Below are 14151 nucleotides of genomic sequence, written 5' to 3' on the forward strand. Positions count from 1 at the left end.
AATGTAAATTTGCCCTTTATTATTTTGATTTTTTGAAATGTTAGATAAGGTTAAACATTTAATTGCAGAAGTAGAAGCTTTTAAGGCAACATCTAAAGAGGAAGTTGAGCAGTTTAGGATTAAGTATTTAGGAAGTAAGGGATTGATCAAAGGGTTATTCGCTGAGTTCAAAAATGTAGATGCTGAATTTAGAAAAGACTTTGGAAAGGCACTGAACAATTTGAAAGTTGCAGCCAATGACAAGGTTTCTTCTCTTAATGAAACATTAGATAATACCGTTTCTGATGCAAGTGTTTATGGCGATTTAACTCGCCCTGGCGAAGCTATCGAGTTAGGTGCGAGGCACCCTATTTCTATAGTGAAAAATCAAATTATCGATGTGTTCAATCGTATTGGTTTTACCGTTTCTGAGGGACCTGAGATTGAGGATGACTGGCACAATTTCTCTGCATTGAATTTACCTGAATATCATCCTGCAAGAGATATGCAAGACACTTTCTTCATTGAAAAGAATCCTGATACCTTGTTAAGAACACATACATCTTCTGTGCAAGTGAGATATATGGAGGAGAATAAACCACCAATCCGAACGATTTCTCCTGGAAGGGTTTTTAGAAATGAAGATATTTCTGCCAGAGCACATTGTATCTTTCATCAAGTGGAAGGTTTATATATTGATACCGATGTTTCTTTCGCTGATCTTAAACAAACCTTACTCTATTTTACAAAGGAAATGTTTGGGAAATCAAAGATTAGATTGCGCCCCTCTTATTTCCCGTTTACTGAGCCTAGTGCCGAGGTAGATATTTACTGGGGGTTGGAAACCGAAACTGATTATAGAATTACCAAAGGAACCGGCTGGTTAGAGATCATGGGTTGTGGAATGGTAGACCCTAATGTGTTGACCAATTGTAATATTGACCCTACCCAATATAGCGGATATGCTTTTGGTATGGGAATCGAACGTATAGCAATGTTGTTATATCAGATTCCGGATATTAGAATGTTCTACGAGAACGACGTGCGTTTCTTAGAGCAGTTCAAGTCTGTTATTTAATTCTCTTTATTTTGAAAAAAGACATACAAATACCTGAAGTTTCCGGTATTGAGATCGCGATTGTTTATGAGTACAATGACATCTATAAAACAGATGACTGGAACGTGTATATTATCAACAATAAGGATGTAGATCTGGAGTTAGTGGTTATTGTTTCTAAAGGCTATAATGATAATAAAATCAGTTCTACACTTCGAAAAAAGTTAGATGTATTACCCGCAAATTCATTTGCTAAAGTTGAACTGATTCAACCAGAACTTTTTGCGCTTAATAACGACTTTCAAGTAAGCTTTTTCGAAAGTAATACGCTGTACGATAAGACGTTTTCCTTTAAAAAAGGTACCATTAGAGAAGGAGCTCTACGCATGATTCCTACAATGAAAAAAAGAGGGGTCGTTGCCAGATAGGTGTGTCTTACCAAACTAGGTTCTTAAATTATGCCTGACTATTTTGAATACCTCTTAGTTTTCTCGTAAATTGCGGTAATATGATGCATTTCATTATCTCATTCCATGAGGTAATTTGCCCATTCTTCAATGTTAATCATATCGTATTAAACTGTAATCACTTGACTCGTACATAATGTATAAGAGAATTCTACCTGCGATATGTGTTTTGATGTTTTTTTTAGTTCATCAGACGACAGCTCAAACTTCTTTCCAACAAGATAGTCTTCGTCTCGAAGAGCTCACAAAAGGAATGGAATGTTATTATAAAGACCCCTTCTTATATAAGAGTAACACTTTTAAGGCATTTTCTTTAGTTCAAAAAATGTTGCAAAAAAACTCCAACAGTCTTTATTTGAAAAGAAAAAGAGTTATGGTTTATGATCTCTACTATGTTTTCAAGAGAAATCAATTACAATATCAAGAAAGTCTCGACATCATATTAAAGAATATTGAATACAAAAAAGAATTGAATGATCCCTGTGGTTTGTCTAAGTCATATAGAGGTTTAAGTGCTTTTTGGAGAATTCAAAAAGATTATAAAAAGGCCCTACTTTGGATTGAGAAATCATTGACTATTGCTAAGGAGCAAGATTGTAGAAAGGAAGAAGTTCGATCCACAATGGCTTTATCCAATTATTATTTAACCAATAAGGATTATGACAAATCTTTAGAAACAAACATGGTCGCTCTGGATTTAGCCAAAAAATACAATGACATTGGTGGGGTTGCCAATGCAAATTATCAAATAGCAAAGGATTATAATCTTAAGAAAAAATTTGAAAAGAGCTTGTCACATCTAAACAAAGCAGAAAATGGTTTTAAGAAAACTGAAAATATTTCGGCTTTAGAGCGTGTAAACTCTACGCGTGCTAGTTACTATCGTAAAATTGGAGCTCCTAAAAAAGCCATCATTTATTACAAAAAGGCGATAACCTATAATCTAAAGCTCAGAGATAGCTCAAGACTTATGTACCGATATTTAGGGTTGAGTAATAGTTATAGAGACATCAAAGACTTTAAGAATGCATATTACAGTTATTTGAATTATAAAGGAATGCAAAAAAAGGTCAATGATAAAAAGGAGTACAGAAAATTGGTTGAACTGGAAACTCGATTAGCTTATAAAAATCAAAAGAGGATTGACAGCATTCAATTTGCTCAACAAAAAGCGCTGGATGAGCAAAAGATAAAAGAAGATGCTAATACACGATTCTGGCTATATGTTTTAGCACTTTCTACAACACTAGTTGTAGTACTTATATTTTACATTTTAAACAAGCAACGTATAAAGGAGCAGGCATATCAAAACATTTTACTTAATAAGAAAGTTGCTTATAAGTCTGAAGAAATTGATGAGCTTCTAAAGGAAACCTTAAAACATGTGCGGTCTAAAGAGAAGTTGACTATGAACTTACAGAAGTTTTCGCGTGAAGAGGAAGGGGTGACTTTGCAAAGCATCTTATCAGACCTAAAAGCATCAAAAGTTGATGATACCAAGTTCTTATTAATTAAACAGAATATTGAAAAAATTAACTCAGAGTTTATTCAGGCTTTGAAAGAAAAACACCCTAACCTAACAAAAACGGAAGTAGAAGTTTGTCTATTCATTAAAGTAGGATTATCTAGAAAAGAAATCGCGGAAGTGCGAAGCACTTCTGAATATGCAGTAAAAACAATGAGAAATAGGGTCAGAAAAAAGATCCATGTTAATGCAAACATTACCTTGGATGATTACTTAAACTCACTTTCTTAATTTAAGAATCAATATTGGTGTAACCTCTTTTGTAACCCTGTTTTTTTTGGGGGTTACATTCATCCTTCCTAACATTGTGCTAGAAATTTATCCGACCCCCAATCATGAAACACCTACAAAATTTTAGTTTAAAAAAGAGAGCGCTGCTTTTTTTAGCCTTATTTGCTTCCATTGCGATAAACGCTCAATCTTGGAATCAGATTGGTTCCAAAATTGAAGGAGATCACCAGGCGGATCAAATGGGGTTTTATGTTAGTTCTAATGCAAGTGGAACCATTTTCGCTTCTAGTTCTACAGGAAATGACGCCAACGCAAACAACTCCGGTCAGGTAAGAGTATATGAATATCAAAGTGGAGACTGGCTTCAAAAAGGGCAAGATATTCTAGGTGATCAGGCAGAAGACTTGTTTGGTTTCTCCTTAGACTTAAATGATGATGGTACTATTCTGGCTATTGGAGCTCCAAGTAATTCTGATGGGCATGGGTATGTTCGTGTTTTTGAATATCAGGGAGGCAATTGGACTCAAATAGGAGCCACAATTTCAGGAGAAAACCTTGGCGATCAAATGGGGTATTCTGTAAGCTTAAATGGAGATGGTACTATTCTAGCTGTTGGTGCCAATCAGCATAATAATGGTACTGAAAGAGTTGGTCAAGTAAAGGTGTTTCAATTTCAATCGTCCGTATGGAATTCTTTAGGTAATACCGTATTTGGAGAAAATGCAGGTGATATCTTAGGAACTTCCTTAAGTCTTAATAAATCAGGTAATCGTTTTGTTTCTGGAGGTACTTCTAGCAATACAAGTTTTTCAAACGCTGGTCATGTAAAGGTTTTTGAACTGGTTGGGGCTACGTGGGAATTGGTAGGAAGTCCTTTTTATGGACAATCCTCGGCCGAAGGTTTAGGGTATTCTGTAAGTTTTAATGATGCCGGAACTATTGTAGCCATGAGTGCTCTTGGTAACGACGATGTATTTGATTTTGCTGGAAGGGTTTCTATTTATGAATTTGATGGTCTTGATTGGGTTCAAATTGGAAGCACTATCTACGGAACTCATGCACTAGAATTCACTGGAGATAGCATTAGTTTGAATCATGATGGAAATATAATCGCTATTGGTGGTAGCTCAAATAGTATTGTAGGTCCTTTTGCAGGGTTTACAAGAGTTTTTCAAAATCAATCTGGAACATGGGTTCAAATCGGTGGTTCTATTTTAGCTGAGTCTTTTGGCGATGCTTGTGGTTCTTCCGTGTCTTTTAATGCTGTTGGTGATCAAGTCGTAATTGGCAGCGCATCAGGTTATAATAGCGGTGATGAATCTGGTCACACCCGTGTTTTTGAAATTGACCTCTCTAGTTTATCTGTACCAGATGAAAATATTACCGCTCAATCCGTATCATTGTTTCCAAATCCATCTGCAGATGTTATTTTAATAGATTCTTCTATGGATATAGAATCCGTAAAGATCTACGACATCTCAGGAAGGTTATTTTTGAAACAACAACTAGACGAAAACATGCATATACGTATTTCTGAATTACCCCGAGGAGTTTACTTTGTTCAATTAACAACAAAGAGCAAAAGTGTAGTTACAAAAAAATTATTGAAACGATAATGCCTTTCTCCCCCAGAAGAATTGCAACGGGCAAAATGCAGTTTGGAAAGGTTTATTGCTTCTTTGAAGGAATGAAGCAATAGTAGTTTGATTCCCCCAGCTTTCCTTGCTGGGGGTTTCGTTTTTTCAAATCTGGTTTATGGGTGAATTAAAAAAAGATAAGTTGTAAATTAGTTCTTTAATTCACAACTTATGGCTAAACTCTATCCTGCACTTACAAATCGATTACAGTCTTTTATTGAAAAGCAACAGATATTCTTCGTTGCTACAGCTCCTGAAGAAGGAAGAATTAACCTTTCTCCTAAAGGAATGGATTCATTGCGGGTGTTGGATAGCAATAGAATTGCCTGGCTGAATGTAACAGGTAGCGGAAACGAAACTGCCGCACATATATTAGAAAACCCTAGAATTACCATTATGTTTTGTGCTTTTGAAGGAGCCCCAAACATTCTTCGTATTTATGGTAAAGCTAGAGCTGTTTATGCTGGAGACGATTCTTGGAAAGAATTAGAGCCGTTGTTTCCAAAGCTCCCTGGTACACGTCAAATCTTTGATATTACTATTGAAAGTGCGCAAACCTCTTGCGGAATGTCTATTCCTTTTTATGAGTATTTAGGAGAACGAGAACAGTTAATAGATTGGGCAAATGAAAAAGGTGAAGACGGCATTAAAACCTATTGGAAAGAACGAAATACAGTAAGTATTGATGGAAAGCCAACAAAATAAAAAAGGCAGAAACTTTTAATTTCTGCCTTTTTGTTATCTTAAAGAAGGCTTCTTATTTTGAAATAATAATCTTTCTAGTTCCTTCCTTGCTTCCTTGTTTTACTTTTAATAAGTAAACTCCGCTAGCTATAGACCTTACATCTATACTTTCGCTGAAAGCTCCTGAAATATCATTGTATTTTTTTCTTAAAACAGCTCTTCCTTGTAGGTCAAAGATTTGTACCGTTACAGGATCATTCGAAAAAGAACTGATTCTAATATTTATCTCGGTGCTTGATGGGTTTGGATACATTGCAAGGTTTCCTATATCAAAACGATCAACTCCTAACGTAGATGTTACGCTAATTGTTTGATCTGCTAACCAACCATTTACTCCATTTAAAATATCTACTTTAAATTCGTCTGTAAATAACGCTGTCTGTGTGTTCTCGTAAGAGATAAGCCCGTTGTTGATATCTTCTTGTGTAAATGTATCTCCCGCGTTTAATGTTGCTCCGTTTTTAGTTAAGTTACCTTTTGTAGGTGCTACTACCAATGTATATACTTGTTGTGCTGCTGTTTCAGCATTTGTAGTTGCTTCCATGTGCGCAGAAGTAACTAACAAACTTGAGTTTGTTAAAGCTTCTAAGGCATTATTAGTAAAATTAGGTGCTGCATTCGCTGCTCTTACCGTACAAATGTTTATCGTTGCCGAAGTAATACTTCCGCCATTTCCTGCCACATCATCACGCATAAAGATACTCCACCACCCAAAAGGATCTTTTCCTTGAGATCCGCTTAATAAATTACTAGGCTTAATTGTTCCTGAAATCGCTGGAGCACTTGTACTACAAGATAGATCTGCTCCTTCGTCATCAAACGTAGCATTAATATCATCTGAACCATCACAATCATTTGTTACTAAGAACATTTCATTAGATCCAATTGCCGATGGCTCTTGAATAGAAACTCTTAGATCAGAAACACTTGTGTGCGAAATTCCGATATCTACAGTCATTTTTTCGATGGTTAAGTTATCTCCTATAAAAATGGAAACAGAACCTGTCTCATTGGCATTTATACCATCTACTGATGCATTTCCGAAATTTGTTGCAGAATAGCTATTAGAACACTCCAGAACATAGGTCTGAAAACTTCTAATTTCTGAGTAGGTATTGGACGTACCACAAGTATTTTGAGGTTTTATTCTCCAATAGTATACTGTATCTTCTGCTAAACCTGTCACATTATGGCTCAAGTTTGCAGTTGTACTAGAATCGAATAATGTTGTAAAAGATGGGTTTGTTGAAACTTCTACGACGTATGATTGCGCATTTGTGTTTTTCACCCATTCTAGCGTAACACCGCTCGTAGCTGCACCTACCAGTGCATTTGCAGGAGCGCTTAACGTTTGAGGGTGATTGGTAAAGTCTTCTTCTAAAATAAATATTTCTACCGTTTGTCTTTTGGTTACAGCCCCATTATCTCCTACAACATCAACCGTATGTGTTCCTGGAGTAAGCCCCTGAAGGTTCTCAAATGTTACGCTAAAAGCTCCGTCTGCTGTTAATGTGCTAGAAGAAAAGTTTGCTGTTACTCCTGCCGGCCCATTTTCTACTGTAAAATTAGTAGTAGTCGGTGATGATTGTCTATAATCAAAATCGAACTGAGCTGTTCCGCTTTTACAAGCTTCAACATCAGTGTCTGTAGAAGAAAAGGTATAGTCTGAAACAATTCCTGTTACAACTAAAGAAAATTTCTGACTTCCGTTTGTTAATGTTCCTTTATGTGTAACGGTAATGGTGTATACACCTGAACCTACTCCGACATCAACTCTTTCATATGGGTCTACAACATTATCTGCTTTTTCATTTGTATTTACACTTGTCAATTTCCAAGGAAGGAAAGTGTCTGAAGCATTGGAAACTCTAAGGTCTAAGTCGTTTACTAAAATAGCTGTTGCGTCATTTGCGGTTCCTCCATTAATAGTTCCTGGAACATCTGTCCAGTTGATAGACGCAATCAGCGGATTTGTTCCGTCTGCCGTTACTGTAAAGGTATACGTTTCGCCATCGGCTAATTCTAATTCTTTTATTTCAGCAAATAACCCTCTGTCAGTAACTGTTTCGGCCATTTTCTTAGCATTTAACAATCCCCATCCCCAAGTTGCATCTGGTCCTGTTATTCCACTATCATCGGCTGTATGAAGCGCTAATGCTTTTAGCGTAGCTCCCAACATAAAGCTCCCATACGTATTGTTGTAATGTTGCTGGATCAACAATAAAGATCCACATACGTTTGGTGATGACATCGATGTTCCAGAAAGTCTGTTGTATGAATCATCGGCAGAATCGAACGTTGAATGCAAGCTTGTTCCATTTCCTGTGATGTCTGGTTTTATTCTTAAGTCATCTGTAGGCCCTTCTGAACTACCTGCATTAATAGAAACAAAACTTAGTGATCCGTCTCCATTTATCGTCGCGTCCTGAGCGTTTGCAACAACCAAGTTGTTTTTCGATGTGGACATCCCTGTTAACTTATCATAAAGTGCCTCTCCATCAAGTGGTGATGTGTTAGAAACATTATCGTTTCCACTATTCCCCGCTGAAGTTACCATTAAGTAATATGGAGAGTTGTACATAATCTCATCAACTCCTCTAGAAGCAGAGATATATGCTCCTGCAATCCAAGATGGAACTTGATCCAACGGAAAACCATAAGAATGATTAGATAGCAACATTCCATTTGCTGCTGCTGTTGTCATTTCACTTAGGTCATTATCCCAATAATATCCCACTCCTTTTGCTTGTGGCGCCATTCCTTTTGCTTCAGGGTCTACACCTGAGGCGATAATGGTTCCCGTAACGTGCGCTCCGTGGAAATTTAGGGCTGTGGTCTCGTCTCCTACCGAATATCGGTTATCTCCTCCAATTCCGTCATACTCCTGGTGAGTAACTCTCGCAAGTCCTCCATCCCAGACATGGGCTGTCATTCCTTGCCCTTCTAAGTTTAAGCCAAGCCCTCCGCCATTATTCAAATAATTGGTTCTAGTAGATAATGCTGCGTCTGAGTTGTCTGTTTTGTAGTATAGTGGAAATCCATCTTTAGTCACGGCCATTAGCTCGTATAGGCTTCCATTACTATCAGTATATTTTATACGCCAGCCTTTTTGCTGCGCCATAGTCAAAGCTTTCTGTTTTTCTCGTAAATAATCTGCTTCGTATTTTTTAGATAAGCTTTTAAGCTTAGTGAGGTCATAGCTCTTTTTTATTTTTTCAGCCTCTTGTTTTGTTTGGGCGAAAGCATAAAGAGAAAAAATGCTAAGAGTAAGAAACAATAGTTTTCTAGCGTATTTTTTTATCATCATAAATTGTATTTGAAAAAATTGAATACGAATATAGTGGTTTTTCGGCAGCTTTTTTCAAATTGCGGGTTATGATTTCGAAGCTATCTACTTCATTTTCATATTCATTAAAATAGAGAACGTTTCATTTATATCCTTTTCTTTTACCACTATGGTCATTTCATTTGTAGTAGATATTATTTCTTGAAGTGAAATATCTGCCCATGCTAATTGCTTTAAAATAAAGTAATAAACCCCCGATTGTTCTAGATTGTCTTCAGGTAATTTAATGGTAATCGAAGCTAGGTCTAAAACAGAATTGATTTGAGTTTCTGTTTTAAAATTCTTTTCAATATAAGGAAGTAACGTTTTACTCATGACAATATTTGTCTCAAAGATCCCTTGAGAAACCGTAAAGAAGTAATCTTTACTTTCGGAAGTCTTTGTAAATATCTTTCCTATTTCTTTAAAAAGTGACGGTGAGTTCTTGTAAGTAAAATCGCAGAGATCGGACCGGACAATAAAATCTCCAATAGAAAGCGTCATTTTACGAATATTCTTTCGTATGCGAAGCTCATTGGCAGGAGATAGTCTGTTTATTGCCATCATTACAGCTCCTGGCTTTACCTCTTTTTTCAACAATTTAGAAACCTCCGGTAATATAACCCTCGCTAAAGAAGAAACGTTGATCAGTTTTTCATAGAGCGCCTCTTCCATAAAGGGAGTTTTCCGGATGGTGCTTTCTACTGCTTCTTGTATAGTTTTCATAATTATGTTGAAATTTAAACACGTTGTTATAATTCGTAAAATTATTAAATAAAATTGTTGTTTGCTGATGTATCCCTTTTTTTTGTGTAAAATTTAAGATTTAATGATTGTTTTAAAGTTTGGAGGAACCTCTGTAGGGTCTGCAGAAAGCATAAAAAAGGTAGTTGATGTTATTACATCTACTTCTGGGAAAAAAATCGTCGTCTTTTCGGCTTTTTCTGGAGTAACAAACTTATTAGTACATATTAATGCTTGCAATAAGATACAAGATCCTGTAACTATTTCTGAGACTCTAAATATGTTAGAAATAAAGTGTAGAACTATTATTTCTAATCTTTTTAAGCTTCATTCTTATAAGCAAATCGCCTTAAATTTTATCGATTTTAAAATAAAAGAAATTGCTTCATATGCTCAGGAAACATATAGTGAAAAAAACACAAAACTGATCGTTGCCCAAGGAGAAATCATCTCTACCCATATCATTCAATTCTATTTACAAGAAAGGAAAATTTCATCAACATTAATTTCTGCGTTAGATTTTATGGAAATAGATCATAATGAAGAACCTGTTCCTAGTAAAATCGCTACCTTTTTATCTCCTCAGATATATAGCGAATCTTCAAGTGATCTTTTCATAACCCAAGGTTTTATTTGCAAAAAATTAAATCAGGTTGATAACCTTAAAAGAGGCGGAAGTGATTATACCGCCTCTTTAATTGGGGCAGCTTTAGATGTTGATGAAATTCAGATTTGGACCGATATAGATGGTATGCATAATAACGATCCAAGGTTTGTAGAAAACACTTTTTCTATTGAAGAAATTTCTTTCGATGAAGCTGCAGAGTTAGCATATTTCGGAGCAAAGATCTTGCACCCTCAAAGCTTAATTCCGGCTAAAGAAAAGAACATTCCAGTTCGTTTAAAAAACACATTTAATGCTGCTCAAAAAGGAACTGTGATTAAGAATGACGCTATAACGAATGGTGTTACTTCTATAGCCGCTAAAGATGGGATTACTGCGATAAAAATCAAGTCCTTTAGAATGTTGTTGGCCTATGGTTTCTTGAAAAAGGTTTTTGAGGTTTTTGAAACCTATAAAACTCCGATCGACATGATTACTACTTCAGAAGTAGCAGTATCGTTAACCATAGATGAAGATGCAAATTTGAAAAAGATCACCAATGCACTTACCGAATTTGGTACGGTAGAAGTGGACACTGGTCTAAGTATTGTATGTGTGGCAGGAGATTTTTCTCAAAACAAAGAGGGGATCAGTGCAGAGGTATTCAATTCCTTAAAAGACATTCCAATTCGAATGATTTCTTACGGAGGTAGTAATTACAATATTTCTTTGTTGGTTAAAACTTCTGATAAGAAACGGGCCCTAAATGCCTTAAATCGAGGACTGTTTTCTAAAAAAGTTACTTTGGAAATTGTTTAATTCAGTCTGTTGGTCAGTTTTAAGAATTCAGACTTTGCTTCTTTTCCTCCATAAAGAACATTGTAAACGGCATTGATTATCGGAGTTCTAGCACCATTCTTTTCGTTGATCTTATAGGCACTTTTTGTAGCATAATATCCTTCTGCAACCATACTCATTTCAAACATTGCTGATTTTACTGTATATCCTTTACCTATCATATTTCCGAACATCCTATTTCTACTGAAAGTAGAATATCCGGTCACCAATAAATCTCCTAAATAAGCCGAGTTATTAATGTTTCTTTTCATTTTATGGACCTTCTTGATAAAACGCTTCATTTCACGAATAGAATTACTCATCAAAACAGATTGAAAATTATCTCCATACCCTAAACCATGACATATTCCCGCAGCAATGGCATATATATTCTTCAACATAGCGGCGTATTCGGTACCAATAATGTCATCTGAGATCTTTGTTTTTATATATCTCCCTTTTAAGCATTTACTCACAAATCTTGCTTTGTGTCCATCTATACAAGCAATTGTCAAATATGAAAGTCTTTCCATTGCCACCTCTTCTGCATGACAAGGTCCTGTAATGACCCCAATATCTTCGAAAGGTATTTGATACTCCTCGAAAAAATGTTCTCCTACGATATACCCAGACTCTGGAACAATTCCTTTGATTGCAGAGAAAATTACCTTTCCCTTTAATGATACTGTTAACTTATCTAATTCAGATTTTAAAAATGCAGATGGTATTGCAAAAATGAGCACGTCATAATTAGCAACGGTTGCATTTATATCAGAAGATAGGTCTAATTGCTCAGGGTGAAGTTCTGCAGAGCTTAAATAATTCGGGTTGTGCTTATTTCTTTTAATATGCTCTACGGCATACACGCTCCTCATATACCAACCGATGCTATCCAGATTTTCAGACAACATCTTTACAATTGCAGTTGCCCAGCTCCCTCCACCTAAAACGGCAACCTTTGTATTTTTATCCATACTTAATTCGATTGGTTTAGTCAAAAGTAATAAAACTATTATCCATCACCCAAAGCTATTCCTAATTATTATATTTGCTCTTAATCTCTTCTCTTTTGAGTGTATTAAAAAAGTTTCTAAAAGATACTGTGATCTATGGGATTGCAGCGGTATTACCCAGAGCGATCAATATCTTTTTGGTAAAATTACATACGTCTACATTGGCGGTAGAAAAGTATGCAATCAACACCGATTATTATGTGTATGCCGCCTATTTAAATGCCTTACTTACCTATGGTATGGAAACTGCTTTTTTTCGCTTCTTCTCTAAAGAAAAAGAAAACGGGAAAGTAGTGTCTACTTCTTTCTTGACCTTGATTTTTACTAGTTTATTCTTTTTAGGAGTCGCCTTGTTTTTTAGCGATGACCTGTCCGTATATTTTGGTTTTAACCATCCGTTATTTTTAAAATTATTAATCTGGACAATTACTTTAGATACGCTTGTTGTTATTCCGTATGCCTATCTAAGAGTAACAAATAAGCCTAAGAAGTTCACACTTTTTAAGGTGATTAATATTTCCATTTTTGCCATATTGAATGTCTTTTTTCTATGGGGAATTCCCTTTGCTTTAGAAAATAGCATTGCCCTTCCTGAATTCTTGACCAACTACTATTCTTCCCACCCTAAAGTCCTACACATTTTTGTTTCGGGTACTATTGCCAGCGCTGTTACCTTTTTACTCTTGTTGCCTATTAACCTCAAGTTTAAAGTGTTTTTTGATTTTAAGCTCTTAAAGAAAATGCTGCGCTATAGTTTGCCAATAATGATTGGTAGTTTAGCTTTTGTTACTAACGAAAATCTTGACAAGTTGCTTCTTGGGGAAATGCTAGGAAACGCTCAAATGGGCGCGTACGCTGCTTGTTATAAATTAGGGGTTTTTATGACCTTATATATTATGGCTTTCCGTTTGGGAGCTGAGCCGTTTTTTTTTAATACATCTCACAAAGAAAATGCCCAAGAAACCTATTCGAAAATACTTACATGGTTCAGTATTGTCGGGGCATTCTTCATGTTGATCGTAGTGGTGTTTATCGATCTCTTTGCTCTCATTCTTTTAGGGAAACCTGAATATTTTAACGCCCTTCAAATTGTTCCTATTATTTTATTGGCAAATCTGTTTTTAGGCATTTATAACAACTTGTCTATTTGGTACAAGCTAACTGATAAGACAAAGTATGGTATGTATTTCTCCATTTTCGGAGCCGGACTAACCATTGCTTTTAATATTCTGATGATTCCTAAAGTTGGTTTTATAGCCTCTGCATGGGCAACCCTCTTAGCATATGGGGCGATGATGATCATTTCTTATATTATAGGTAAAAAGCATTATCCTATACCTTATCAGCTCAAAAAAGTAGGGTTATATATTGTTACCTCTTCTATTTTTTGTGGAGTTTCATTTTTGTCTTTTAGAGGAAATTATGTAGTTTCGGTTTTTGCTATTTTACTCTTTCTTTTGATCATTTTCTTCAACGAAAGAAACACAATATCAAAATTTTTACATCGAAGCAATTAACAGGCATATGAACACTTCTGAAATAACCTAAAAACATGAATGTACAAATTATCAACAGGTCAAAACATGCACTTCCTCATTACGAAACCAGCGGTTCTGCAGGAATGGATTTACGCGCCAATATTGACGAAGCTATTATTTTAAAACCTCTTGATAGAGTCATTATTAAAACAGGTTTATTTATTGCATTACCCGAAGGTTATGAAGCACAAGTAAGGCCTCGAAGTGGTCTGGCTGCCAAGAAAGGGGTTACTGTTTTGAATAGCCCAGGAACTATTGATGCTGATTATAGAGGTGAAATAGGTGTAATCTTAGTAAATCTATCTAATGATGATTTTACCATTGAAGATGGCGAAAGAATAGCACAATTAGTCATTGCTAAACACGAACAGGTATCCTGGAAGCAGGTAGATGTTTTAGATGAGACTAAAAGAGGTGCTGGCGGGTTTGGAAGTACTGGAGTTTAGCCAT

At 35.8% G+C, this 14151-nt stretch carries 11 protein-coding genes; 8 read left to right on the plus strand and 3 right to left on the minus strand.

The window, feature by feature from the left end:
- Window positions 1-37: 37 nt before the first annotated feature.
- The 5 genes from pheS to RQM59_RS03125 all read left to right on the plus strand — a co-directional run bounded on the left by pheS (window position 38) and on the right by RQM59_RS03125 (window position 5601).
- Window positions 38-1057 carry a phenylalanine--tRNA ligase subunit alpha gene (gene pheS, locus RQM59_RS03105; protein WP_349240597.1) on the plus strand — a complete coding sequence of 340 codons (1020 nt, stop codon included), beginning with the start codon at window positions 38-40 and terminating at the stop codon, window positions 1055-1057.
- 11 nt (window positions 1058-1068) lie between these two features.
- Window positions 1069-1464 (plus strand): hypothetical protein, encoded by a 396-nt coding sequence (locus RQM59_RS03110; RefSeq protein WP_349240598.1) that lies wholly within the window; start codon window positions 1069-1071, stop codon window positions 1462-1464.
- A 394-nt stretch (window positions 1465-1858) separates the two neighbouring features.
- Complete coding sequence (locus RQM59_RS03115; protein ID WP_349240599.1) at window positions 1859-3259, plus strand: tetratricopeptide repeat protein; 1401 nt, start codon at window positions 1859-1861, stop codon at window positions 3257-3259.
- Between the two features lie 104 nt (window positions 3260-3363).
- Window positions 3364-4875 carry a T9SS type A sorting domain-containing protein gene (locus RQM59_RS03120; RefSeq protein WP_349240600.1) on the plus strand — a complete coding sequence of 504 codons (1512 nt, stop codon included), beginning with the start codon at window positions 3364-3366 and terminating at the stop codon, window positions 4873-4875.
- A 192-nt stretch (window positions 4876-5067) separates the two neighbouring features.
- Window positions 5068-5601 (plus strand): pyridoxamine 5'-phosphate oxidase family protein, encoded by a 534-nt coding sequence (locus RQM59_RS03125; protein WP_349240601.1) that lies wholly within the window; start codon window positions 5068-5070, stop codon window positions 5599-5601.
- Window positions 5602-5653: 52 nt separating this feature from the next.
- Here the strand turns inward: RQM59_RS03125 and RQM59_RS03130 are convergent, their stop codons facing one another.
- Window positions 5654-8947: a S8 family serine peptidase gene (locus RQM59_RS03130; RefSeq protein WP_349240602.1), complete on the minus strand. Its 3294-nt coding sequence runs from the start codon at window positions 8945-8947 to the stop codon at window positions 5654-5656.
- A gap of 84 nt (window positions 8948-9031) precedes the next feature.
- Window positions 9032-9691: a hypothetical protein gene (locus tag RQM59_RS03135; RefSeq protein ID WP_349240603.1), complete on the minus strand. Its 660-nt coding sequence runs from the start codon at window positions 9689-9691 to the stop codon at window positions 9032-9034.
- A gap of 103 nt (window positions 9692-9794) precedes the next feature.
- On the opposite strand from RQM59_RS03135, the gene RQM59_RS03140 reads away from it, so the two are divergent.
- Window positions 9795-11132 (plus strand): aspartate kinase, encoded by a 1338-nt coding sequence (locus RQM59_RS03140; protein WP_349240604.1) that lies wholly within the window; start codon window positions 9795-9797, stop codon window positions 11130-11132.
- Here RQM59_RS03140 and RQM59_RS03145 read toward each other — a convergent pair.
- Window positions 11129-12124 (minus strand): NAD(P)H-dependent glycerol-3-phosphate dehydrogenase, encoded by a 996-nt coding sequence (locus RQM59_RS03145; RefSeq protein WP_349240605.1) that lies wholly within the window; start codon window positions 12122-12124, stop codon window positions 11129-11131. The two genes, RQM59_RS03140 and RQM59_RS03145, sit on opposite strands and share 4 nt — an antisense overlap.
- A 95-nt stretch (window positions 12125-12219) precedes the next feature.
- On the opposite strand from RQM59_RS03145, the gene RQM59_RS03150 reads away from it, so the two are divergent.
- Window positions 12220-13680 (plus strand): lipopolysaccharide biosynthesis protein, encoded by a 1461-nt coding sequence (locus tag RQM59_RS03150; protein WP_349240606.1) that lies wholly within the window; start codon window positions 12220-12222, stop codon window positions 13678-13680.
- A gap of 35 nt (window positions 13681-13715) precedes the next feature.
- Complete coding sequence (gene dut / locus RQM59_RS03155) at window positions 13716-14147, plus strand: dUTP diphosphatase (RefSeq protein ID WP_349240607.1); 432 nt, start codon at window positions 13716-13718, stop codon at window positions 14145-14147.
- The last annotated feature ends 4 nt before the right edge of the window (window positions 14148-14151 follow it).

It is taken from the genome of Asprobacillus argus, assembly GCF_032248395.1.
Taxonomy (GTDB): Bacteria; Bacteroidota; Bacteroidia; order Flavobacteriales; family Flavobacteriaceae; genus Polaribacter; species Polaribacter argus.

Bases quoted from the DNA above. Each gene is read 5' to 3' on its own strand.
- RQM59_RS03130 (WP_349240602.1), bottom strand. From the start codon at position 8,947: ATGATGATAAAAAAATACGCTAGAAAACTATTGTTTCTTACTCTTAGC.
- dut (WP_349240607.1), top strand. From the start codon at position 13,716: ATGAATGTACAAATTATCAACAGGTCAAAACATGCACTTCCTCATTAC.
- RQM59_RS03120 (WP_349240600.1), top strand. From the start codon at position 3,364: ATGAAACACCTACAAAATTTTAGTTTAAAAAAGAGAGCGCTGCTTTTT.
- RQM59_RS03135 (WP_349240603.1), bottom strand. From the start codon at position 9,691: ATGAAAACTATACAAGAAGCAGTAGAAAGCACCATCCGGAAAACTCCC.
- RQM59_RS03125 (WP_349240601.1), top strand. From the start codon at position 5,068: ATGGCTAAACTCTATCCTGCACTTACAAATCGATTACAGTCTTTTATT.
- RQM59_RS03140 (WP_349240604.1), top strand. From the start codon at position 9,795: ATGATTGTTTTAAAGTTTGGAGGAACCTCTGTAGGGTCTGCAGAAAGC.
- RQM59_RS03145 (WP_349240605.1), bottom strand. From the start codon at position 12,124: ATGGATAAAAATACAAAGGTTGCCGTTTTAGGTGGAGGGAGCTGGGCA.
- pheS (WP_349240597.1), top strand. From the start codon at position 38: ATGTTAGATAAGGTTAAACATTTAATTGCAGAAGTAGAAGCTTTTAAG.